This is a genomic window from Actinoplanes sp. CA-015351 (genome assembly GCF_050955685.1).
Taxonomy (GTDB): Bacteria; Actinomycetota; Actinomycetes; order Mycobacteriales; family Micromonosporaceae; genus Actinoplanes.
On record NZ_CP192102.1, the window covers coordinates 6193033 to 6215092 of the forward strand.

The window sequence follows — 22060 nt, forward strand, 5'->3', positions numbered from 1 at the left end:
GATGCGCACACACAACATCGGGGGATATGGATAAGTGATGCGTAAGCAGTGGCCGGCGCGTGCCGGCCTCATTCTTCTCACGACGATCGCTGCCGCAGCGGCCACCGCGCCGGCGCAGGCCGCCGCTACGGTTTCCGGTTACGCCAAGGCCGGGACCTCGACCGTCACGTTCGAGGCGGGCACCGCCACGAACAAGGTCGTGGTCACCCGCTCCGGAAGGACCGTCACGATCGACGACCGGGTCGTGATCCGGCCCGGCAAGGGCTGCAAGAAGGTCAAGGGCGACAAGACAAAGGTCCGTTGCACGACCAGGAAGACGTCCAAGAAAGTCGTCGTCAATCTGTACGACCGCAACGACTCCGTGGTCAACCGAAGCGACCTGCGGATGGAGGCGGACGGCGGCGCCGGCAACGACAAGCTGACCGGTGGACCGAAGGCTGACTTCCTCACCGGTGACGACATCTTCACCCGGTACGACAACGGCAATGACAAGATTTACGGCGGTGGCGGCGACGACGAGATCTACGCCGGCGAGGGCGCCGATTACGTCAACGCCGGCGAGGGCGCCGACACGGTCCACGGCGACGCGGTCTGCGAGTGCTACGGCCCGCACCGGCCCGGCAACGACGTGATCCACGGCGGCCGCGGAAACGATTTTCTGGTCGGCATGGCCGGCAATGACAAGATCTACGGCGGCCATGGCCACGACGTCCTGCTCGGGTTGACCGGACGGGACCGCCTCGAAGGCGGAGCCGGCAACGACGAGCTCGAAGGCGACGACAGCGCCACGACAGCCGTCGCGGACGTGCTGCTCGGCGGCTCCGGGACGGACACCGTGGACTACTACGGTTACACCAAACCGATCGTGGTCGACCTGGACGGCGTCGCCGACGACGGCCTGCCCGGCGAGCGCGATCTCGTCGGCGCCGACGTCGAGAACATCTGGGGCGGCGACCGCAACGACCGGCTGACCGGCAACAACGCGGCCAACGCGATCGATGGCTCCTCCGGTGACGACATCGTCCTCGGTGGCGGTGGCAACGACCGGCTCCAGGGCGGCGAGGGACGCAACAAGCTCTACGGCGAGGCCGGCGCCGACACCCTCGACAGCTGGTCCGACAACAGGGGCAGCCTCCTCGACGGCGGCACCGGCGCCGACAACTGCCGGTTCGCCGTGAAGGACACGCTGGTCAGCTGCGAGACCTCGGCGAGGAACTACTAGTCACCATGCCGGCACCCCGACCGGGCCTTCGGCCAGCGGGCCAGGGATCACGACCAGGGTGCTTCCCTGGCTCGGCCGGGGTGCCGGCGCAGGCAATCTGGGTGCAGCCGAAAACGGCAGCCGAACAGGGAGCAGCCCAGATGTCCACGATCCGCCTTCATCAGAACACCACTGTCATTCCGGAGCAGTTCGTCGCCTCGATCACCGGCTTCGGGCCGGGCCGGGCCGGGCCGGGCCGGGCCGGGCCGGGCCGGGCCGGGCCGGGCCGGGCCGGGCCGGGCCGGGCCGGGCCGGGCCGGGCCGGGCCGGGCCGGGCCGGGCCGGGCCGGGCCGGGCCGGGCCGGGAGAAGATTTTCGGCAACAGCGCGGACGCCGACCTGCGGGTACACGCACAAGGGCCGGCATCCGCCGACGTGACCGAGGGGTCGGGCGGGATCTGGGAGCGGCTCAGCTACGACTGGTCGGATGTGCGCCGGGTGACGATGCGGACGACCGATTCCCATGCCTGGGGTGGACGTTCCGGTCACACGTACACACTGACGCCGCTCGCTGACGGGACCACCGACATCGATGTCGTGGTGGTCCGCGACGGCAAGAACCTCAAGGGCCGCACCCTCGGCTTCCTGTTCCGCTTCGCCGGGCCGACCTTCCTGGGCAAGGCCCTGGCCAGCACTGTCACGGCGGTCGAGGCGCGGGTCGCCGCGGGCTGAAGGTCATGCGGCCTCGATCCGGCGCCGCAGCTTCGCGAGAGCCCGGGCGAGCAGACGGGACACCTGCATCTGGGAGATGCCCATCAGGCCGGCGATCTGTGACTGCGGCAGGTTGCCGTGGAAACGCAGGACGACGATCCGCAGATCACGTTCGTCCAGCTGGTCCAGGGCCGTCTCGAGGGTCAGCCGGCCTTCGACCAGCGCGTACCCGGGGTCGTCGGCACCGCAGATGTCACCCAGTTCACCGGTGCCGGCCGCACCGTACGGCGTGGAGAACGACGTCGTGTGGTGGGCGCGGGCGCCCTCCAGCGCCTCGATGACGGCCTGGTCGGTGACATTGAGATAGTCGGCGATGTCGGCGACCAGGGCGGGCCGGCCGAGCAGGTGCGGCAGGACGCTGTTCGCCTCGACGATCCTCAGCTGCAGTTCCTGAAGCCGGCGCGGAACCCGCAGCGCCCACGTCCGGTCCCGGAAGTGTCGTTTGATCTCACCCAGGATGGTGGGGATGGCGTATCCGACGAACCCGTGGCCCAGCTCCGGGTCGAACTTGTCGACGGCCTTGATGAGCCCGATGACGGCGGTCTGTGCCAGGTCCTCGAACGGCTCGCCACGGCCGTGGTAACGGAAGGCGAGACGCCTCGCCATCGGGGTCCAGGCGCCGATGACCTGGTCACGCAGTGCCGGGCGGCACGGGTCGCCGGACGGCATCGCCACCATCGCGTCCAGCAGGGCCGTGGCCGCCGCCTGTTCCTGGAACCAGGCTTCCTCCCTGTCGAGAGGAAGTTGCCGGCCGGGCGGCGACGTGCGCTGTTCGGTGGCGAACCGCGGCCGGTGATGCCTGGCGGTCAGGGGAACGGTCATTTCAACCTCGGCAGGATTCAGTGAAGTCTGGCGTGAAGTCACCGCTGCCGAGGTCTTGAGCAGGCAACCTCGAGATTACTGCGCTTAGTACGCGCGCGCACACGGAGCGCGAACGATCATCGGTTTGTGTCACCGCGTCGGCGGGTGCACCTCTGGCAAGGCCGTCGGGGCGACCGTGACACCGGGTCAGCCCATCCGGGGAGGGTGCACCGGTAGCGGGCTCGCGCCGGCCGGGCGCAGGCCGTCGAAGATGATGGCCAGGTATCGGCGCCACAGGTCCGGGCTGCTGCCCGGCGGGGCGAAACCGGCCACGTGGCCGGGCGCGCACATCAGCAGGACCACGTCGGCGCCGGTGATGTCGGCACGGACCGCCCCGGACTCCCGCGCCCGCGCCACGAGTGTCTCGATCAGGGAGAACATCCGCCCCCGAGCCTCGGCGAGCCGCGCGTTCACCGCATGAGCCTCCCGCAGAACCGACATGTCGGCGTTCTGCTGCCGGTCGGCGGCCAGGGTGAGGAACTCCAGCAGCGCCGCGCCGGGATCGCCGGAATCGGCCAGCCGCTCGCCCGCCGACGTGAGCGCGCCGATCCGGTCGAGCATCACCTCGGAGAGCAGGTCGTCCTTGGTCGGGAAGTGCCGGAACACGGTCCCCTTGCCGATCCCGGCGCGAGCCGCGATGTCGGCGACCGAGGCGTCCAGCCCGCGCGCCGCGAACTCTCGCTCCGCCGCCGCGAGCAGCAACGCACGGTTGCGGGCGGCGTCGGCGCGCAGCGGCCGGTCGGAGGTCATGCCACCCAGTCTAAGTAAGTTGACCGCGCGGTCCGCTTAGGGCTAGCCTCATAACCTGACCGGGCGGTCCGCTTAAAGGGGGCATGTGGTGAAGGCTGTCGTCGCATCGGATTACGGACCTCCGGAGAGCTTCACGTTCGCCGACGTCGAGACACCGATACCCGGGCCGGGGCAGATACAGGTCAAGGTGCGAGCCGCCGCTCTCAACCCGGTCGACCTGAAGATCGCCGCCGGTGGCATCGCCGAGCTGACATTCCCGCACGTGCTCGGCAACGACTTCGCCGGCACGGTCACCGCGATCGCCCCGGGCGTCACTGCCTTCAAAAACGGCGACGAAGTCTTCGGGCACGCCGTGCCACGAGCGTTGCGCGCCATCACCGGGCGCGGCAAGCCGTCGCTCGGCACCGGCACCCTGGCGGAGTTCGTCGTGGTGGAGGCGGACACCCCGTTCATCAGCCACCGGCCACCGTCGCTGCCTGCCGTCGAGGCCGCTGCCCTGGGCACCGCCGGCCTCACCGCCCGCGCCCTCGCGATCACCGCTGCTGTCACACCCGGCGAGCGAGTCCTGGTGATCGGCGCGACCGGCGGTGTCGGCACCGCACTGCTCCCCCTGCTCAGCCACGCGCACGTGATCGCCACCGGCCACCCCGCGGACGAGACCTTGCTGCGCAAGCTCGGCGCCACCGAGACGATGGGGTACGCGGAATATCCGCCGAACGTCGACGTGGCACTGAACCTGGCCCTGCCGAGCGACCAGCTGGCCGATGTCGCGCGGGTGATCAGACCGGGTGGGCGCCTGTTCACGATCACCTTCCCGTTCCCCCGCCAGGAGTGGATCGGCCGTGACGACGTCGAGTTCCGCCTGGTTCTCGACAGCGAGGGCGCCCTGGGCGGGGCGGCGGAGCTGACCGGGCTGAGAGCGACGATCGCGCGGACCTATGCGCTGGACGAGGGCCCACAGGCCTACCGCGATCTGGCTCACCGGCACACCGTGGGAAAGCTGGTGATCGAGATGGGATGAGCGGTGCCGGCCCCCGTGAACCGGCACCGCTCAGCACCTCAGGAGGATCGGCACCTCAGGAGGATCGGCACCTCAGGAGGATCGGCAGATCAGGGCAGGGTCCAGCGCTGGTTCGCGCCGGCGAAGCAGTCCCAGATCTGCAGGCGGGTTCCGTTCGCCGAGCTGTTGTTCTGCGCGTCCAGGCAGCGCCCGCTGGCCGGGTTGCGCAGCGTGCCGTCGGAGGCGGCCTGCCAGGCTTGCGCACCGGTGCCGTTGCAGTCGTAGATCTGCACGAGCGAACCGTTCGCCGCACCGGCGGCGTTGACGTCCAGGCACTTGCCGAGCGCCCGGATGGTGCCGTCAGTGCCGACGGTCCAGGTCTGCGCGCTCGTGCCGTTGCAGTCGTAGATCTGCACTGCCGTGCCGTTGGCGCTGCTGGCCGAGGCGACGTCAACGCACTTGCCGCCGATCCCGGTGATCCGTCCGGTGCGGCCGGCCGGCGGCGGGTTGCTGCCCATCACCGTCTCGTAGATCGCACTGACCAGCGAGTTCGATCCGGTGGCGTCCTGCGACAGCTCCCAGTTCATGATGCCGCCGGCGTTCGCGAGGGCCCACTGGGTCTTGCGCCGGATGGTCGGCAGGCCGTTGTAACACTCGCCGGACGGGGTGCAGTCCCGGTTTGCGTTGGCCGGATCCTGCGCGACCAGCTGGGCGTACGTGAGATAGCCGGGCCGGCTGTAGAACGGCACACCCAGCACGGTCTTGGCCTTGGGCAGGCCACGGTTCTTCCAGAAGTTTGCCGCGTTGATCGACCAGTCGTAGTTGGCGTGCGGGCTTCCGCCGTCGTACGCCATGATGTTGAGCCAGTCGACGTAACCGAACACGGCCGGCTGCACCCCGTTGGCGGTGCCGCCCTCGCTGACCACGGCCGCGGTCAGCAGCTTGCCCTCGTTGTGCAGGGCGGTGCCGAGCTGGCCCATCAGCGCGGTGTAATTGTTGCCCGACGTGCCCGGGTCCGGGTACTCCCAGTCCATGTCGACGCCGTCCAGGTTGTACTGGCGGACCGCGTTCATCACCGTGTTGACGAACGTGGTGCGGGTGCCGGAGTTCGCGGCGAGCGACTCGAAAGCGGAGTCGTTGCCGTCGTTCCAGCCGCCGATCGCGAGCGAGATCTTGACGTTGTTCTGGTGGCCGAGCGTGACGAGCTGCTGCAGCTTGGCGGTGTTCTCGATGGGCTGCAGCGTGCCGTTGGCGTTGGGCAGGGCGAACGAATAGTTGATGTGGGTCAGCTTGCCGAACTGGATGCTGGCGACATTGCCGGCCCAGGACGGCATGTACCCGACGCTCTTGAACCCGTTGGGCAGCACGGCTGCCTGCGCGGTGCCCTGCGTGGCGAACGTGAGGCCGGTGCCGGCCAGGACAACCGCGAGCGCCGCGGCGACCGATCTTCTGATGTTCATGGGGAACGCGACCCTTCATGGGGGATGACCAGGGGCGCATAAATGTTAAGAAGATTAACAGATATTGGTCAATGCAATCCGCCGGTTCCGGAACCAAATGACGTGTTACATCACCCCGGGGTAGGTATCGCTTTGGCATGGCCATCTATATTGCCGAGCGTCGATCCCGGGTGGTGGGGTAGGTGCACCATCCCCCTGATCCCGGAGGTCGTTCATGCGACGACGTTCCCTTGCGGCCTTCGCCGCGGTCGCGATCTGTGCCACCGCTGCGCTCACCGCGTCCGCCCCCGCTGGTGCGGGGCCGGTTCCCGACCCCGCCGCCGAGTACGAGATCTACGACGTACGCACCGAGGCGCAACGCAACAAGATCGCCCGCGCCGGCGCCGCCATCGAGGACATCGAGCACGGCGTCGCGGCCGTCACCGCGACCGGCGCCGAGGTGAGCAAGCTGCGCAAACTCGGCTTCACCGTCAAGGAGGCAGCGGCTGAGGCCACCGGTGACATCGGCACCCTCGACTTCCCGTCCGCCGACTCGGCGTACCACAACTACGCCGAGATGATCGCCAAGGTGAACGCGGCCGTCACGAACTACCCGGCGATCGCCAGCAAGCGGGTTCTGGGCAAGTCGTACGAGGGCCGCGACATCGTGGCCGTGAAGATCTCCGACAACGTCGGCACCGACGAGTCCGAGCCCGAGGTGGTCTACCAGGCCAACCACCACGCCCGCGAGCACCTCACCGTCGAGCAGGCGGTCTACCTGCTGGCCCAGTTCACCAGCGGGTACGCCACCGACAGCCGGATCAAGACCATCGTGGACAGCCGCGAGATCTGGATCATCCCGTCGGTCAACCCGGACGGCTCCGAGTACGACGTCGCCACCGGCAGTTACCGCTCCTGGCGCAAGAACCGGCAGCCGAACAGCGGATCCAGCTACGTCGGCACCGACCTGAACCGCAACTACTCCTACAACTGGGGTTGCTGCGGCGGCTCGTCCGGCAGCACCTCGTCGGCCACCTACCGCGGCCCGTCGGCGTTCTCCGCCCCGGAGACCAAGGTGATCCGCGACTTCTACAACAGCCGGGTCGTCGGCGGCGTCCAGCAGGTCAAGACCGTGATCGACTTCCACTCGTACTCGAAGCTGGTGCTCTGGCCCTACGGGCACACCACCGCGGACACGGCCACCGGCATGACCGCCGACCAGAACAACGTGTTCGCCACGTTCGGCCGCCAGCTGGCCGCCACCAACGGTTACACACCGCAGCAGTCCAGCGATCTCTACATCACCGACGGTGACTCGCTCGACTGGCTGTGGGGCGTGCACAAGATCTTCGCGTACACGTTCGAGCTCTACCCGGGCAGCGCGTCGGGCGGTGGCTTCTACCCGCCGGCCAGCGTCATCCCGGCCGAGACCGCCCGCAACCGCGAGGCAGCGCTGCGGGTCGCCGAGGTCGCGGACTGCCCGTACAAGGTGATCGGAAAGCAGTCGACGTACTGCTGATGATGAAACGATGAGGATCGACGTCGCCACGGTGCGGAAGCTGGTGAGGACCCAGTTCCCCGAGTGGGCCCATCTGGACGTGCGCCAGGTGCCCTCACACGGAACGGTCAACGCCATCTTCCGCATCGGCGACGGCCTCACCGCCCGCTTCCCCCTCACCGGGGGAAACAACCCCGACCCTGCCGAGATCCAGGAGATCCGGATCGGTCTTCAGAGCGAGGTGTACGCCTCAAAGCGGCTGCTCGGCCGGACCAGATTCGCCACACCCGCTCCGGTGGCCCTCGGCGAACCGGGGCACGGATTCCCACTGCCGTGGACAGTGCAGACCTGGTTGCCGGGCACCGTCGCCACTGACGCCGACCCGGGTGATTCGGTGGAGTTCGCGCACGACCTGGTCGAGTTGATCACCGAGTTACGGGCGGTCGGTACCGAGGGCGACACGTTCCACGGGCCGGGTCGTGGCGGCGTGCTGGCCGATCACGACGCCGACGTCCAGGCGAATCTCACCGGAAGCGGGCGGCTTTTGCGCGTACCCGAGCTGCGGACCTTGTGGGAAGCGATGCGTGAGCTTCCCCGCGGCAGTGACCCCGATGTGATGACGCACAGTGACCTGATGCCGGGCAATGTCCTGGTGACCGAAGGTCGCCTGGACGGCGTGCTGGATGTCGGCGGATTCGGTCCGGCCGATCCGGCGCTGGAGCTGATCGGCGCCTGGCATCTGCTCGAAGCCGGACCCCGCAAGATCGTGCGCGAGGGCCTGAACTGCGACGACACGGAGTGGGCACGGGGGCAGGCGTGGGCGTTCGCGCAGTCGATGGGTCTGGTCTGGTACTACGAGCACACGAATCCGGTGATGAGCGGGATCGGCCGGCGGACCCTGGACCGGATCCTGGCCGACCCCGCGATCTGATTCACCAGCTCAGATATTGGCTCTTCCAGGTGGCGAACGGCCCGCCGAACTCCTCCTGGGCCGCCGCCACGATGTCGTCCGGCTCGTCGGCCGGCGCGAGGCCGAACGTCTCGTCCAGCCAGGCGACGTAATCGTCGTGGTGCGCGGTGTGCTCGTCGTCCTCGTCGCGGTAGAAGAAGACCTCGTCGTGGTCGACGCTCGGCTCGCTGTCGAAAGCGAGCAGCTGGAACAGCTCGCGCACGTTGCGGGCGATCACGTGCTCGCCGCCCTCGTCACCGAAGACGATCACCGGCAGGGTGGCGAGGTCGGCGCGGTCGTCGATCTTCCACAGCGCGTAGAAGGAGCCGCCGCCGGTGGCGCGGGCGAACGGCAGCAGTCCGGACAAGAATTTCGGGTCCTTGGACCAGCCGGAGGCGAGGCCCGAGTCGGGGTCGTTCCAGTCGTCCAGGCCGAAGCATTCGGAGTACGACTCGTACCCGAAGCGGTCCTGGAACGCCTTGAGCGCGTTGAGTTCGGGAACCGGCGAGTAATCGTTGCTCACGCCGTCCGAGCCTACCGAAACCCACGGTCGGCGATATGAGTGACCTGAGATTTAAACATTTGCACATATGAATGACAGGATCCTCTCAGCGGCGCTACCCACAGGGCGCGCCCTGACTGAGGAGGACCCCCAGATGCGCAGATGGCGAACCCTTCTGGCGACAGTGGCGGCAGCGATCACCGCGGCCACCATGGGTGTGCTGGTCGCACCCACGTCAGCCGTGGCGGACGACGTCACCCCGTACGTCGTCGGCGGCACCCGCGCCGCGTCGGGCGAGTTCCCGTTCATGGTGCGGCTCTCGATGGGCTGCGGCGGCGCGCTCTACAGCTCGACGCTGGTGCTGACGGCCGCGCACTGCGTGAGCCGGACCGGCGCCAACACGTCGATCACCGCCACCCTCGGCACCATCGACCTCCAGTCGAGCACCCGGGTCACCCGCAAGTCGAACTACGTCTACCGGGCACCCGGGTACACCGGCGCCGGTGACGACTGGGCGTTCATCCGCCTCGCCAGCCCGGTCACCGGGATCGCCACCCTGCCGATCGCCACGTCGACCGCGTACGACTCGGGCACCTTCACCATCGCCGGATGGGGCGCCGCCACCGAGGGCGGAGCGCAGCAGCGTTACCTGCTCAAGGCCACCGTGCCGTTCGTCAGCGACACCACCTGCAACTCCAGCTCGATGTACGCCGGAGAGGTGATCGCGGCCGAGGAGATCTGCGCCGGGTACACCGCCGGTGGCGTCGACACCTGCCAGGGCGACTCCGGTGGCCCGATGTTCCGCCGCGACGCCGCCAACGCCTGGGTCCAGGTCGGCATCGTGAGCTGGGGCGACGGATGTGCCCGCCCGAACAAGCCGGGCGTGTACACCCAGGTCAGCTACTTCTCCTCGGCGATCCGGTCGGCCGCGACGAGTCTCGGCGGCTGACGCCTTCCTTGGCTCTCGGCTCTTTGTTTCACGGCCGGGCCCGAGACATGATCGGAAAATGCCGGAGCTGAGGACCGTACCGTTGACAGAGCTGGAACTGGCACTGCGGGTGTGGCAGGCCGCCGAGAGCGGCCACCCACCCGCGGTGCTACTCCCCGCTACGGGCAAAACCTCGTCCGATTGGGATCAGGTCGCCGCCGGCCTCGCGGCCGGGCGGGCGGTCATCGCGGTCGATCTGCGGGGCCACGGCGCGAGCTCCTGGCCCGGAGAGTACGCCCTGGACCTGCTCGCCTCCGACATCGTCAGCGTCCTCGACCACCTGGCGCTCGGGCCCGTCGACCTGATCGGGCACTCCCTCGGCGGCCTCGTGGCCTGCATCGTCGCGTCGTCGCGACCGGATCTGATCCGCCGGCTGGTCCTTGAGGACATCGGTGTGCCACATCCGCGAACGCCGGGGCTGCCGGCCCGGCCGGACGGCGAGCTGCCGTTCGACTGGCGGATGGTCGAGCAGGTCCGGCCCCAGATCGACGAGCCGGACCCGGCCTGGCCGGCGATCTTCGACGCGATCACCGCGCCGACGCTTGTGCTCGCCGGCGGCGCGTCGAGCCCGGTGCCGCAGCAGCACGTGGCCGAGCTGGCCGCACGCCTCGCGGACGCCCGCCTCGTGACGATCGAAGCCGGTCATCTGGTGCACGAGACCGAACCGGCCGCCTTCCTCGCCACCGTCACCGAGTTTCTGGACGGCTGACCCGGGCATCCCAATGACATGGAGATTCGTCAACGCGTGGCGATCGTGACCGGCGGCGCGTCCGGGACCGGACGAGTGATCGCTTCCCGCCTGTCCGGCCTCGGCGCCACCGTGATCACCGCCGACCTCGCTGACGGCGTCGACGTCACCACTGAAGCCGGCCGCGCCGAGATCATGCGATCCGCCTCGGCGGCGGGCGGGCCGCACATCCTGGTCAACAACGCGGGCGGCTGGAGCCCGTCGGGTCTCGGCTTTCCCGACGCTCCCCCGCACGAATGGCGCACGGCCCTGGAGCTCAACCTCGGCGCTCCGATGGCGCTGACCCAGCTGTGCCTGCCGATCATGGCCGGGCTCGGCGGCGGCGCGGTGGTCAACATCGCGTCCGAGGCCGCTCTCGGCGGCGAGCCTTACGGCTCACCCGAATACGCCGCGGCGAAAGCTGGGTTGATCCGCTTCAGCACGTCGGTCGGCCAGACCCAGGGGGTACGCGTGAACTGCCTCGTCCCGGGCTGGATCGGCCTGGACCGGGCGCGCACCCGGGTCGCCGCTCTGACGCCGGCGGAACAAGCCGCGCTGCCGCCGCTGATCCCCCCGGAGGAGGTGGCTGACGCGGTGGTCGAGATGATCACCAACGATGCGCTGGCCGGACGGGTCACGGTTCTGGAGGGTGGCCGGCCGCGTCGCCTGCTGTGAAGCGAGATGCGGGGACCTCTGTGGTGTCCCCGCATCTCCCGCTCGCGTTACTTACTCCGTGGCCTCGGGGGCCGCGGACTCCTCGGCGGCACCTTCCTCGGCAGCGCCCTCTTCAGCAGCGCCCTCGTCGGCAGCGCCCTCGTCAGCAGCGCCCTCGTCAGCGGCGCCCTCGTCGGCAGCGCCGGCGCCGGCGACTACCTTGGCGTCGGCCAGGGCGAGGCAGGCCTGCAGCAGGGTGCGCTGGGCGGAGGCGACAGCGGCCGCAGCGGCGGCGACGTCCTCGGCAGCGCCGGCTTCCTCAGCGGCACCGGCTTCCTCGGCAGCGCCCTCTTCAGCAGCGCCCTCTTCAGCAGCACCTTCCTCGGCGGCGGCCTCTTCCTTCTCCTTGGCGGCGGCCTTCTTCAGGACCTTGGCCCACTTCTTCGCCTGAGCCTTGTTCTCGGCCTTCGCCGCGCCGGCTTCCTCAGCAGCGCCGGCTTCCTCAGCAGCGCCCGCTTCCTCGGCAGCGCCGGCTTCCTCGGCAGCGCCGGCCTCCGCTGCCGCCACGTCCGCGGCGAACGTGTCGCAGGCCGCCTCGAGCGCCACCGCCGAGTCGGCTGCCGCTTCCTCCGGCGCCTGCGCCTCGACCGGCGCCAGCTCCTCGCCGTCACAGATCACCGAACCGGCGTTGACCTGCAGTTCGGTGCACTGCGACACGTCGAACTGCTGGCCGTCGACACTCACCAGATCGGCGGCTTTCGTCTCGGTTCCGGCCGAGGCCAGCTGGACTCCGCCGATACCGGTGGCGCCCAGTACTCCGGCGACGATCACCGCTCCGATCGTCTTCCGCCGGTTACCGTCATTGCGTCGGTAAGCGCGAGACCTCATGATCACTCCTCGTCGTGGACGTCGATGTCACCCCGGTCGGGGGCACATACGGGCCACAACGGGCAAGCGGTTCAACCCAAAATCGCAGCCGTCTCTGAAGGCCGCACAAACGCCCAGGTCAGCGCCCTGCTTGGGAAACCCTGTGAATCTCACACGGCGGGTGGTTCCGGCAAGACCTCGTCAGTCCGGGGGGTCGAGGTTGCCCCCGTCTTGGTGAGATCGGCATTCGTCGCCCCGCGAATAAGGGCACACTGACCGCATGACGCAAACCCTCGCTCCGGCAGCTGCCGAGGTGGTCTGGAGCCGGGCTTACGCCGACCTCGGCGACGGCCCCGGCGATCGGCACCTCCGGGCGCTGCTGCTGGTCCACGGCATCGTCACCAACTGCGGCCCGGCGCACGCCGCCACCAGTTGCGAACCCGACGAGCTGACCGCCGCCGCGCTGGCCTGCCGATACTTCGGGCTGGACGGCCTCGACCTGATCGTCGGGGATCTGCAGGCCGCGACCGCGAGCGAGGACGCGGAGCGGCGCGTCGACGCCGCGTACTACGAGCTGGTGCCCGGCGATACCACGATCCGTCAGGCGTTCGAGGCCCGGTACGCGAGGTCGCCCGAGGACTTCGAGGTGATCACCGCACGGCGATTCCCGAGGTACCGGACCGCCGAGATCTGAGGTTTCAGCACCACTCCTTCGCCTGCGTCAGCCAGGGCGCCACGTTCACGGCGACCGGGACACTGCGGGCGTCACCGGCTTCGTCGGTGAGCCGTACCACGGCCTCCCCAGCCCGCCGAGTGCGGCGCCGGCACTCAGCAGAGCCACGGCGGCGAAGATCGTCCGGACACGCCCGGCCGGTGGTGTCCTCTCGGCGACAGGTTCCTCGTCCAGGTCGATCAGCGTCACCGGAACATCATGGACAGCCGTCGCAAGGGCTAGGAAGTGATTCCGCCGAATAGACGGGCTGATCTATGCTGCGCTCACCATTTCGACGCGTGTAACACGGGGGACTTTCATGGCGCGTTCATCGCATGCTGCCCGCATCGGCATCATTCTGCTCACCACGATCGGCGCTGGCGTTCTCGCCAGCCCGGCGCAGGCCGCCACGACCGGCGTGGTTTCGGTCGCCAAGACCACCCAGGTCAAGTACGTGGCCGGCTCCGGCAAGGCCAACAAGGTCGTCATCACCCGGTCCGGCAAGACCGTCACGATCGACGACAAATACAAGATCAAGGCCGGCAAGGGCTGCAAGGCCGTCAAGGGCGACAAGACCAAGGTCCGCTGCAAGCTGACCAAGAACCCGACCAAGGTCCTGGTCTACGCCGGCAGCAAGAACGACAAGGTCACCAACAAGACCGGCATCCCGTCCCTGGTCGAGGGCAGCACCGGCAACGACATCCTGGTCGGTGGCTCCGGCGCCGACATCCTCGGCGGCGGCTCGGGCGCCGACAAGATCTACGGTGGCAAGGGCAACGACTACCTGCCCGGCGGCACCGGCAACGACAAGATCTACGGCCAGGCCGGCAACGACGACCTGGACGGCAACGCGGGCGCCGACACGCTGTACGCCGGCAGCGGCAACGACCACCTCTACGGCGACTACGAGGTTCAGGGCACGCCGGGCAACGACAAGCTGTACGGCGAGTCCGGCAACGACTGGCTCGAGGGTGGGCTCGGCAACGACTACCTCTCTGGCGGCACCGGCAACGACCGCCTCGACGGTGACGTCAACCCGGAGGACTCGCACGGCGGGTTCGGCGCGGACGTGTTCTCCGGCGGCGCCGGCACCGACACGGTCAGCTACGGCGGCCGCAGCCGTGTGGTCGCCGACCTGAGCGGGTCGAAGGGCAACGACGGCCAGACCGGCGAAGGCGACACGATCGGCTCCGACGTGGAGAACCTGTCCGGCGGCGACAGTGACAACATCTTCACCGGCAACAACGCGGCGAACGTCCTCTCCGGCGGCGAGGGCGACGACGTCTTCCGTGGTGGTGGCGGCAACGACACCCTGTACGGCAGCTACGGCGCGAACGCCCTCTACGGCGACGCCGGAGACGACAAGATCTACAGCCGTTCCGCTGTCGACGTGCCGCACACGTCCAACGGCGACAAGGTCGACGGCGGCGCCAACACCGCGGCCGGCGACCTCTGCTATGTCAGCCCGGTCGACACCGTCACCGGCTGCGAGCGGCTTGGCTGACCATGATGACCTCGCGCATCGGCGTCATCCTGCTCACCACAGTCGGCGTCGGGGTGCTTGCCGCCCCGGCGCAGGCCGCGTCCACCGGCGTCGTATCGGTCACCACGTCGACCTGGGTCACGTACGTCGCCGGCTCCGGCAAGGCCAACAAGGTTGTCATCACCCGCTCCGGCAAGACCGTCACGATCGACGACAAGGTCAAGATCAAGGCCGGTAAGGGCTGCAAGGCCGTCAAGGGTGACAAGACCAAGGTCCGCTGCAAGCTCGCGAAGAACCCGACCCGGGTCCACGTCCAGGCCGGGAGCAAGAACGACTCGGTCGTGAACAAGACCGGGATCCGGGTGATGCTCGAGGGCGGCTCCGGCAACGACATCCTGGTCGGCGGGGCCAACCTGGACCGGTTGTCCGGTGGATCCGGCGCCGACCGGCTCTACGGCGGTGGCAACAACGACGTCCTGTACGGCGGCGCCGGCAACGACAAGCTGTACGGCCAGGACGGCGGCGGTGACTACCTGTACGGCGACGAGAACGACGACACCCTGTACGGCGGTGAGGGCGACGACAAGATCTTCGGCGGCGCCGGCAACGACAAGCTGTACGGCGAGCGGCATTACGACAAGCTCGAAGGCGGCGCCGGCAACGACTACCTCAACGGTGGCGCCGCTGAGGACATCCTCTGGGGCGACGTCAGGAACGCGCCCGGCGTGATCGGCGCCGACGTGATCCTCGGTGGCCCGGGCAGCGACTGGGTCCAATACCACCGCCCCCAGGCGACAGTCGACCTCGACGGCGCGAAAGGTGACGACGGCGCACCCGGCGAGCGCGACACCGTCGGCACCGACGTGGAGAACCTCGGCGGTGAGGGCGCCGGCGACTACGCCTTCACCGGCAACAACGCCGTCAACCTGCTGTGGGGCGCCGCGGGCGACGACGTCATCCGTGGTGGTGGTGGCGACGACGACATCCGCGGCAACGCCGGCGCGAACAAGCTCTACGGCGACGCCGGCGACGACAAGATCCACGGCAGCGACTTCTACCAGGACGCTGCCGACACGGTCGACGGCGGCGGCAACACCGAGCTGATCGGTGACCTGTGCTGGGTCAGCAAGCTCGACCTGGCCACCGCCTGCGAGCGGCTGCCGTAAATGAAGGAGAGGGCCGGGTCACCGGCCCTCTCCCAGAAATCAAGAGAACCGCTTCACGAACTCCAGCGCCGTGCCGGCGACCGCGTGCCATCCACTGTCGATGGTCAGCGAGTGCCCCCGCCCCGGGATCTCGACGATCTCGGTGACGCCCGGGTTGTCCTTCTGCTGCTTGTAGGACGCGTTCGCGATCGACCACGGCACGGTGTGGTCCTTCTCCCCCGAGATGATCAGCAGCGGGCCCCGCGACGGGTTGCCGGTGTCGACCTTCGCCTCGGTCCACGGGTTGAAGTTCGCGGTCGCCGCCTGGAACAGCGGCTCGCCCGAGGCCGGCACCGCGAACGTCGCGTACAGCTCACGGGCCTCCTCCTCGCTCACCGCGTTCGCGAACCCGTACCGGAACTGGTCGTAGGTCAGCGGAACCGCGCGGTGGTAGTTCGCCGGGTTGCCGATGACCGCGCTCGCCACCCGCAGCGCCGAGATCGGCAGCGGCAGCACGCCGCGAAACGGCGCCGGGTCGATCGCGACCGAGACGGCGGAGAGCCCCCGCCCGGCCGTGATCTGGGTGATCAGGCCGCCGAACGAGTGCCCGATCACCGCGGGCTTGCGGTCCAGCTTGGCGACGAGCGAGGCGAAGTGATCGGCCACCTGGCCGACGCTCTTTCCGGCGAACACCTCGGGGTGCGCGTTCGCCTCCTCGACGGTGTCCGGGTCGTCGGGCCAGCCGGGCAGCACCGGGGCGTACCCGGCGGCCGCGAACACCTCGGCCCAGCGCTGCCAGCTCGACGGCAGCAGCCACAGTCCGTGCACGAAGACGACCGGCGGTTTCCCGCTGGCGTTGGCCGCTTCGATCTGTTCCAGGTCGGATGCGATGGTCATGCCGGGAGCGTAGGCAGCACCGGGACCTGCGAAGTTGGCCCTGAGCGCACACGTGTCGTGCCTCCGCGAACGGTCACTGTCATAAAGCCAGCGTCCATGCGACCGTAACAGGCGTGCACCCGACGTTGACCACCACCGCGCTGGCTCCGCGGGACCGAGAGGAAGCCGTGCGCTCCCTCGTCTGGGACAGCGTCGTCCGCGTCGAGATCGAACACCACGTGTCCGAAACTGACATGTCGGTGTCGCTCGGTCTCGGTCAGTGCGGCGACCTCGGCGTCTGCCACACCAGGGCCACCCCCACGACGGTACGGCGTACGCCGCGCCTGGCCCGCGAGGACACCGAGCCGGCCGTCTTCCTCGGCCTGCAACGCTCCGGGAGCAGCATCGTCGTGCAGCATGGCCGGGAAGCGGTGCTGCAGCCCGGCGACTTCGCGATCTACGACACCGCCTCGCCGTACTCGCTGCTCTTCGCCGGCGGCATCGACGCGACGTTCTTCCGGATCCCGCGGGCCGCGCTGGCCCTGCCGGAGGCGCGGCTGCGGGAGGCGAGCGCGGTCCGGTTCGGCCGCGCCAACCGGGTCGCGGCGCTGACCTCGGACTATCTGACCCGGCTCGCCGACGAACCGGACCTGCTGGACTCGGCCGCCGTCCTCGCGACGCCGACCATCGAGCTGATCCGCGCCGCGGTCACCGTGCAGCTCGGTGACGACCGGCTGAGCCGGGCGCCGCTCGGCAACACCCTGGCGACCCGGATCCTCGCCGACATCCGCCAGCATCTGTCCGATCCTGATCTGTCACCGGTGGCGGTGGCGGCCCGTCAGCACATCTCCGTGCGCTACCTGCACCGCGTCCTGCAGGGCGAGGGCGTGCGGTTCGGCGACTGGGTCCGGCACCGGCGTCTGGAAGGCACGCGGCGCGATCTCGCCGACCCCGCGCTGCGCGCGGCGACTGTCGCTTCGATCGCCCGCCGGTGGGGGTTGCGCGACGCCGCCCACTTCAGCAAGGCCTTTCGTACGCGGTACGGCCTCACCCCTCGTGACTGGCGCGCCCTGCATCGGTGAAGCGCGCCTGCGCGTCTGGAGCGAGCCACCGATGAGCTGACGGCAGCGAAGCTGACGGCGCTCCGCAAGGGCCAGCCGGTGAGCGTGACCACCGACCCGGCCGCTGCGGAGCGCCTTTACGCGCTGCTGGACGGCCTGGTCACGAGGCATACATCTGGCTGATCTCACCGTCGTAGCGGTCGGTGATGATGCGGCGGCGCAACTTCAGCGTCGGGGTCAGCTCGCCGGTTTCCGGGGTCCAGCCGGCCGGGAGGATGCGGAACGTCTTGATCTGTTCGGGGCGGGCCAGTTTCGTGTTGGCGGCCTCGACCGCCGCGGTGATCTCGGCGAGCACGGCCGGGTCGGCGGCGAAATCGGCAAGGGAGCCGCCGGGCAGGCCGCGGGCTCTCGCCCAGATCGGCACCGATTCCTCGTCGAGGACGATCAGCGCGGTGACGTAGGGGCGGCGGTCACCGATCGCGACAGCCTGGGCGATCAGCGGGTGGGCGCGCAGCAGGTTCTCGATCTGGGCCGGCGAGATGTTCTTCCCGCTGGAGTTTATGATCAACTCCTTCTTGCGGTCGGTGATCGTGAGGTAGCCCTCGGCATCGAGGGTGCCGACGTCACCGGTGGCGAGCCAGCCGTCGGCGTCGGTGATCGGGTCGATGCCGCCGTCGGCGCGCAGGTACCCGGCGGCGACGAGCGGGCCGCGGACCAGGATCTCGCCGTCCTCGGCGAGCTTGAGTTCCATGCCGGCGTTGATCCGGCCGACCGTCCCGGTACGGAAGTGGTCCGGGGTGTTGATCGTGGCGGTGCCGGTGGTCTCGGTCATCCCCCAGACCTCGAGGACGTCGACGCCGAGGCTGGCCAGGTAGAGCAGCACCTCGACCGGGATCGGCGCGGCTCCGCTGCCGGCCCAGAGCATGTTGTCCAGGCCGAGTCTGGCGCGCAGCGGCTTGAGCACCTTCGCGTCGAGGGCCGCGTGCGTGGCGGCCAGCCCCGGCGGGATCTCCTGCTCGGCGCCACGCAGCTTGTAGACATCGAGTGCGACCTCGCGTGCCATGTCGACGGCTGCTTTCACCTGCGGCTCGGCGGCGGCCAGCTGTGCCTGCACGCCGGCCACCATCTTTTCCCAGATGCGCGGCACCCCGAAGAACGAGACCGGCCGGATCGCGACCAGGCCGGCGAGCAGCTGCGTGGGATCGGGGCAGATGGTGACGTGCCCGGTCCGGTAGATCGGGTTGTAAACGCCGAGCACGCGCTCGGCGATGTGCGCCAGTGGCAGATAGGCCAGCGAGGCGGCGTGGTTCGGCACGTCCGGCACCACCGCCTCCAGGACCACCGACTGGTAGATCACGTTGCTGTGGGTGAGCACCACACCTTTCGGGTCGCCGGTGGTGCCGGAGGTGTAGAGCAGGGTGACGCCCTGGTCGGGGCGGACCTCGCGCCACGCCTTCTCGAAGGCGCCCGGATCGGCCTGGTGGAGGGCCTCTCCGTTGCTGATGACGTCGCGCAGCGCGATGCCGCCCTCCCCGTCGACGACCACGACGTGCCGGAACGCGGGCAGGTGCGGCGCCCAGCGGGCGAGTTCCGCGGCGCCCTCGACCACGAGGATCTCGGCGCCGCTGTGCCGGGCCAGGTATCCCAGCTGGTCCGGCGACAGCGTGGAGTAGACAGTGGACGGAACCGCGCCGAGGTGCACGGCGGCCAGGTCGACCAGCCAGTGCTCGGGCCGGCTGGACACGGTGATCAGCAGACGGTCGCCAGATCTCAGGCCCAGGTCGGCGAGGCCCCGGGAGAGCACCGCGATCTCGTCGCGCAGCTCCCGCCAGGTGCGGGTGCGGCCGGAGCCGAGGAGGCTGAGCGCCGGCAGGTCGGCGAACTCGGTGGCGTTGCGGTGCAGCAGAGCAGGAATAGTCAGGCCGCGGGCGGTGTCGGCACAGTGCTGGACTAGGGAGGAATCCATGGCGGCACTGTAAAACTCGATTAACTTGTTGTGAAGAGGACGCAGGTAAAGCCATCACCAGTTGGCGAATTCCGGTTAACTTCAGGCTTTTAGAACGGTTTCACGCTTGGAGAATCGCGATTGCCAGCCGCACGAGGTGCTTGTCCATCCCGGTCCGCCGGTCGAACCGCACCCATCGGCTCAGATCGGTCACCACGTTCAGCGCGGCGTGCACCACGACCCGCGCCTCGGCGACGGGCAGCTCGGGCCGTAAGCGAACGAGAAGGCGTACCCACTCCTCCACGTGCAACCGCTGCACCTTGCGCAGCTCGTGCCGGTCGGCGTCCGGCAGATTGTTGTTCTCCGCGAGGTAGACCGAGACCAGGGCGCTGCGCTCGAACGTGAGGTCGACATAGGACTGAGCCATCCGGCGCAGCGCGTCCTCGTCGTTCTCCGCACCGGTCAGCGCCACCGCCGTGGCCTCGGCGACCCGCTCGGAGGCGCGATAGAACGCCGCGGCCAGCAGGTCCGACTTGCCGGGGAAGTATCGGTAGACGCTCGACGCGTTGATCCCCGCGGCCCGGCCGATCTCCTCGACACCGACAGCGTGGTACCCGTACCGATGGAAGAGCTTGATCGCCTCGGCCAGGAGGATCTCGCGGCGCGCGCCCACCCGCAGAGCCTGCTCCTCGATTTCCCCCGCAGGGACCGGAGCCGGCGTCGGCGGCTCCTCACGCAGCACCGCCCACGCCATCCGGTGCAGCGCGGCCTCACCGCGCCCTTTCGCGATCACCGCGCGATGCGTGCCGAGACTCCCGAACACACTGAGCACGGCCCGGACCAGCGCTTCCGCATCGTCTTTGGTCATCGACGGACGAAGATCAAGCAACGGTACGCCCAAACGGCGCACCAGAATCTCGAGATCGCCCCGGAACTCGTCGCGGTGCTCGGCATCGAGGTAACGCCACTCCCACTGATAGAGGCCGGCCACCCGCCTCCCTTGCACGGCCAGCCTCGACATTGTTGCGAGCAGGTCGTCGAGATCGGTCAGCTCGGTCGCGGCCAGGACGTTGTCGGTGAGCTGGCGGGTGGCGAAGACGAGCAAGGCGTACTTGTTCGGGAAGTGGCGGTAGATCGCCGGCCCGCTGATGCCGACAGCGGTGGCGATCTCGTCGAGGCTGACACCGTGGTAACCGCGGTCGCAGAACATCTCGGCGGCGGCCAGCGCGAGCTGCGCCTTACGATCCTTGGGGCGTTTGCGCACCTCGGGCGCAGGCTCCCCGGGTACCGCCGCGATCTGCACGCAATCAGCCTAGCCGTGATTTCCAGTTCGCGGCAGGTTCAGTCTCGTAGCCTTGACATCAAGCGGAAACATCGGCAAAAGTTAGCCGCAATTCGCATCCGAGGGAGCAGGCGATGACTACCGAGGCCTTCATCTACGACGCCGTGCGCACACCGCGCGGGCGCGGCAAGAAGACCGGTTCGCTGCACGGGGTGAAGCCCATCTCGCTGGTCGTCGGTCTCATCGACGAACTGCGCCGGCGCTTCCCCGACGTGGACCCGGCCGAGATCGACGACGTCGTGCTCGGCGTCGTTTCACCACTCGGCGACCAGGGTTCCGACATCGCCAAGACGGCGGCGATCGCGGCCGGCCTGCCGTTCACGACGGCCGGCGTCCAGCTCAACCGCTTCTGTGGTTCGGGGCTCGAAGCGGTGAACATCGCCGCACAGAAGATCCGCTCCGGCTGGGAGGACCTGGTCCTCGCCGGCGGCGTCGAGTCCATGTCACGGGTGCCGATGGGCTCCGACGGCGGCGCCTGGGCGCTCGACCCGGAGACCAGCCTGAACACCGACTTCATCCCGCAGGGCATCAGCGCCGACCTGATCGCGACACTCGACGGCTACCACCGTGAGGCCGTCGACGCGTACGCGGTGGGCTCGCAGCAGAAAGCCGCGAAGGCCTGGCAGAACGGGTACTTCGCCAAGTCGGTGGTGCCGGTCCACGACCGCAACGGCCTGCTGATTCTCGACCACGACGAGCACATCCGCGCCGATTCGACGGTCGAGAGCCTCGGCAAGCTGCCGGCGTCGTTCGCCGTGATCGGCGACCAGGGCGGCTTCGACGCGGTGGCGCTGCAGAAATACCACTGGGTCGAGAAGATCAACCACGTCCACTCGGCCGGCAACTCGTCGGGCATCGTCGACGGCGCCGCCCTCGTGATGGTCGGCTCGGAGTCCGCCGGGGTGCGCGCCGGTGTCACGCCCCGCGCCCGCATCGTCGCCGCCGCGCTCAGCGGCGCCGACCCGACGATCATGCTGACCGGTCCGGCCCCGGCCGCCCGCAAGGCTCTCGACAAGGCCGGCCTCACCGTCGACGACCTCGATCTCGTCGAGATCAACGAGGCGTTCGCGGCCGTGGTCCTGCACTTCATCGAGGATCTCAAACTCGACCCCGAGATCGTGAACGTCAACGGCGGCGCGATCGCCATGGGTCACCCGCTGGGCGCCACCGGCGCCATGATCCTCGGCACCCTCGTCGACGAGCTGGAGCGGCGAGGCGGCCGGTACGGCCTGGCCACCCTCTGCATCGGCGGCGGCATGGGCATCGCCACCATCGTCGAGCGACTCTGAG

Annotated in this window: 21 protein-coding genes and 1 pseudogene; 13 read left to right on the forward strand and 9 right to left on the reverse strand. The window is 69.1% G+C overall.

Annotation, left to right across the window (positions count from 1 at the left end):
• The first annotated feature begins 37 nt into the window (after positions 1–37).
• Positions 38–1222 (forward strand): calcium-binding protein, encoded by a 1185-nt coding sequence (locus ACQP2E_RS28255; protein WP_433825985.1) that lies wholly within the window; start codon positions 38–40, stop codon positions 1220–1222.
• Positions 1223–1362: 140 nt separating this feature from the next.
• The gene (locus tag ACQP2E_RS28260) at positions 1363–1932 is read left to right on the forward strand and encodes a hypothetical protein (RefSeq protein ID WP_433825986.1); all 570 of its coding nucleotides are present in this window, start codon (positions 1363–1365) and stop codon (positions 1930–1932) included.
• Between the two features lie 3 nt (positions 1933–1935).
• Here ACQP2E_RS28260 and ACQP2E_RS28265 read toward each other — a convergent pair whose 3' ends face one another.
• A complete protein-coding gene (locus ACQP2E_RS28265; protein WP_433834070.1) occupies positions 1936–2649 on the reverse strand; it encodes a sigma-70 family RNA polymerase sigma factor in 714 nt (237 codons plus the stop codon).
• Positions 2650–2979: 330 nt separating this feature from the next.
• Complete coding sequence (locus tag ACQP2E_RS28270) at positions 2980–3582, reverse strand: TetR/AcrR family transcriptional regulator (RefSeq protein WP_433825987.1); 603 nt, start codon at positions 3580–3582, stop codon at positions 2980–2982.
• Positions 3583–3670: 88 nt separating this feature from the next.
• On the opposite strand from ACQP2E_RS28270, the gene ACQP2E_RS28275 reads away from it, so the two are divergent.
• Complete coding sequence (locus tag ACQP2E_RS28275) at positions 3671–4603, forward strand: NADP-dependent oxidoreductase (RefSeq protein WP_433825988.1); 933 nt, start codon at positions 3671–3673, stop codon at positions 4601–4603.
• 89 nt (positions 4604–4692) lie between these two features.
• Here ACQP2E_RS28275 and ACQP2E_RS28280 read toward each other — a convergent pair whose 3' ends face one another.
• Positions 4693–6042, reverse strand: a complete 1350-nt coding sequence (locus tag ACQP2E_RS28280) for a glycosyl hydrolase family 18 protein (RefSeq protein WP_433825989.1) — start codon at positions 6040–6042, stop codon at positions 4693–4695.
• Positions 6043–6256: 214 nt separating this feature from the next.
• Between ACQP2E_RS28280 and ACQP2E_RS28285 the strand changes: the two are divergent.
• Both ACQP2E_RS28285 and ACQP2E_RS28290 read left to right on the forward strand, forming a co-directional pair.
• A pseudogene (locus ACQP2E_RS28285) lies at positions 6257–7537 on the forward strand (M14 family metallopeptidase); the annotation flags it as partial.
• A 13-nt stretch (positions 7538–7550) separates the two neighbouring features.
• The gene (locus ACQP2E_RS28290) at positions 7551–8450 is read left to right on the forward strand and encodes an aminoglycoside phosphotransferase family protein (protein WP_433825990.1); all 900 of its coding nucleotides are present in this window, start codon (positions 7551–7553) and stop codon (positions 8448–8450) included.
• Between the two features lies 1 nt (position 8451).
• On the opposite strand, the gene ACQP2E_RS28295 is transcribed toward ACQP2E_RS28290, so the two are convergent.
• Positions 8452–8991, reverse strand: coding sequence for a hypothetical protein (locus ACQP2E_RS28295; RefSeq protein WP_433825991.1), 540 nt, complete (start codon positions 8989–8991; stop codon positions 8452–8454).
• Positions 8992–9124: 133 nt separating this feature from the next.
• Between ACQP2E_RS28295 and ACQP2E_RS28300 the strand changes: the two genes are divergently transcribed.
• The 3 genes from ACQP2E_RS28300 to ACQP2E_RS28310 all read left to right on the forward strand — a co-directional run bounded on the left by ACQP2E_RS28300 (position 9125) and on the right by ACQP2E_RS28310 (position 11360).
• Positions 9125–9919: a S1 family peptidase gene (locus ACQP2E_RS28300; protein ID WP_433825992.1), complete on the forward strand. Its 795-nt coding sequence runs from the start codon at positions 9125–9127 to the stop codon at positions 9917–9919.
• 82 nt (positions 9920–10001) lie between these two features.
• Positions 10002–10667, forward strand: coding sequence for an alpha/beta fold hydrolase (locus ACQP2E_RS28305; RefSeq protein ID WP_433825993.1), 666 nt, complete (start codon positions 10002–10004; stop codon positions 10665–10667).
• Positions 10668–10685: 18 nt separating this feature from the next.
• Positions 10686–11360 (forward strand): SDR family NAD(P)-dependent oxidoreductase, encoded by a 675-nt coding sequence (locus tag ACQP2E_RS28310; RefSeq protein ID WP_433825994.1) that lies wholly within the window; start codon positions 10686–10688, stop codon positions 11358–11360.
• 51 nt (positions 11361–11411) lie between these two features.
• Here the strand turns inward: ACQP2E_RS28310 and ACQP2E_RS28315 are convergent, their stop codons facing one another.
• Positions 11412–12227 (reverse strand): hypothetical protein, encoded by an 816-nt coding sequence (locus ACQP2E_RS28315; protein ID WP_433825995.1) that lies wholly within the window; start codon positions 12225–12227, stop codon positions 11412–11414.
• Between the two features lie 259 nt (positions 12228–12486).
• On the opposite strand from ACQP2E_RS28315, the gene ACQP2E_RS28320 reads away from it, so the two are divergent.
• Positions 12487–12900 (forward strand): hypothetical protein, encoded by a 414-nt coding sequence (locus ACQP2E_RS28320; protein WP_433825996.1) that lies wholly within the window; start codon positions 12487–12489, stop codon positions 12898–12900.
• Between the two features lie 45 nt (positions 12901–12945).
• Here the strand turns inward: ACQP2E_RS28320 and ACQP2E_RS28325 are convergent, their stop codons facing one another.
• A complete protein-coding gene (locus ACQP2E_RS28325; RefSeq protein ID WP_433825997.1) occupies positions 12946–13128 on the reverse strand; it encodes a hypothetical protein in 183 nt (60 codons plus the stop codon).
• 109 nt (positions 13129–13237) lie between these two features.
• Between ACQP2E_RS28325 and ACQP2E_RS28330 the strand changes: the two genes are divergently transcribed.
• Both ACQP2E_RS28330 and ACQP2E_RS28335 read left to right on the forward strand, forming a co-directional pair.
• A complete protein-coding gene (locus ACQP2E_RS28330; RefSeq protein ID WP_433825998.1) occupies positions 13238–14422 on the forward strand; it encodes a calcium-binding protein in 1185 nt (394 codons plus the stop codon).
• A gap of 5 nt (positions 14423–14427) precedes the next feature.
• Positions 14428–15567, forward strand: coding sequence for a calcium-binding protein (locus tag ACQP2E_RS28335; protein ID WP_433825999.1), 1140 nt, complete (start codon positions 14428–14430; stop codon positions 15565–15567).
• A gap of 39 nt (positions 15568–15606) precedes the next feature.
• On the opposite strand, the gene ACQP2E_RS28340 is transcribed toward ACQP2E_RS28335, so the two are convergent.
• Complete coding sequence (locus tag ACQP2E_RS28340) at positions 15607–16443, reverse strand: alpha/beta hydrolase (RefSeq protein WP_433826000.1); 837 nt, start codon at positions 16441–16443, stop codon at positions 15607–15609.
• Positions 16444–16556: 113 nt separating this feature from the next.
• Here ACQP2E_RS28340 and ACQP2E_RS28345 point away from each other — a divergent pair, with 113 nt between their 5' ends.
• On the forward strand, positions 16557–17504 hold the full coding sequence (locus tag ACQP2E_RS28345; RefSeq protein ID WP_433826001.1) for a helix-turn-helix domain-containing protein: 948 nt from the start codon (positions 16557–16559) through the stop codon (positions 17502–17504).
• A 139-nt stretch (positions 17505–17643) separates the two neighbouring features.
• On the opposite strand, the gene ACQP2E_RS28350 is transcribed toward ACQP2E_RS28345, so the two are convergent.
• Positions 17644–19449 carry an AMP-dependent synthetase/ligase gene (locus ACQP2E_RS28350; RefSeq protein WP_433826002.1) on the reverse strand — a complete coding sequence of 602 codons (1806 nt, stop codon included), beginning with the start codon at positions 19447–19449 and terminating at the stop codon, positions 17644–17646.
• 100 nt (positions 19450–19549) lie between these two features.
• On the reverse strand, positions 19550–20731 hold the full coding sequence (locus ACQP2E_RS28355) for a TetR/AcrR family transcriptional regulator (protein WP_433826003.1): 1182 nt from the start codon (positions 20729–20731) through the stop codon (positions 19550–19552).
• Positions 20732–20844: 113 nt separating this feature from the next.
• Here ACQP2E_RS28355 and ACQP2E_RS28360 point away from each other — a divergent pair, with 113 nt between their 5' ends.
• Complete coding sequence (locus tag ACQP2E_RS28360; protein WP_433826004.1) at positions 20845–22059, forward strand: acetyl-CoA C-acetyltransferase; 1215 nt, start codon at positions 20845–20847, stop codon at positions 22057–22059.
• Position 22060 lies beyond the last annotated feature (1 nt).

Coding starts and splice junctions, on each gene's coding strand:
- ACQP2E_RS28255 (WP_433825985.1), top strand. CDS start 38: ATGCGTAAGCAGTGGCCGGCGCGTGCCGGCCTCATTCTTCTCACGACG.
- ACQP2E_RS28260 (WP_433825986.1), top strand. CDS start 1,363: ATGTCCACGATCCGCCTTCATCAGAACACCACTGTCATTCCGGAGCAG.
- ACQP2E_RS28265 (WP_433834070.1), bottom strand. CDS start 2,649: ATGGTGGCGATGCCGTCCGGCGACCCGTGCCGCCCGGCACTGCGTGAC.
- ACQP2E_RS28270 (WP_433825987.1), bottom strand. CDS start 3,582: ATGACCTCCGACCGGCCGCTGCGCGCCGACGCCGCCCGCAACCGTGCG.
- ACQP2E_RS28280 (WP_433825989.1), bottom strand. CDS start 6,042: ATGAACATCAGAAGATCGGTCGCCGCGGCGCTCGCGGTTGTCCTGGCC.
- ACQP2E_RS28290 (WP_433825990.1), top strand. CDS start 7,551: ATGAGGATCGACGTCGCCACGGTGCGGAAGCTGGTGAGGACCCAGTTC.
- ACQP2E_RS28300 (WP_433825992.1), top strand. CDS start 9,125: ATGCGCAGATGGCGAACCCTTCTGGCGACAGTGGCGGCAGCGATCACC.
- ACQP2E_RS28310 (WP_433825994.1), top strand. CDS start 10,686: ATGGAGATTCGTCAACGCGTGGCGATCGTGACCGGCGGCGCGTCCGGG.
- ACQP2E_RS28315 (WP_433825995.1), bottom strand. CDS start 12,227: ATGAGGTCTCGCGCTTACCGACGCAATGACGGTAACCGGCGGAAGACG.
- ACQP2E_RS28320 (WP_433825996.1), top strand. CDS start 12,487: ATGACGCAAACCCTCGCTCCGGCAGCTGCCGAGGTGGTCTGGAGCCGG.
- ACQP2E_RS28330 (WP_433825998.1), top strand. CDS start 13,238: ATGGCGCGTTCATCGCATGCTGCCCGCATCGGCATCATTCTGCTCACC.
- ACQP2E_RS28335 (WP_433825999.1), top strand. CDS start 14,428: ATGACCTCGCGCATCGGCGTCATCCTGCTCACCACAGTCGGCGTCGGG.
- ACQP2E_RS28340 (WP_433826000.1), bottom strand. CDS start 16,443: ATGACCATCGCATCCGACCTGGAACAGATCGAAGCGGCCAACGCCAGC.
- ACQP2E_RS28350 (WP_433826002.1), bottom strand. CDS start 19,449: ATGGATTCCTCCCTAGTCCAGCACTGTGCCGACACCGCCCGCGGCCTG.
- ACQP2E_RS28360 (WP_433826004.1), top strand. CDS start 20,845: ATGACTACCGAGGCCTTCATCTACGACGCCGTGCGCACACCGCGCGGG.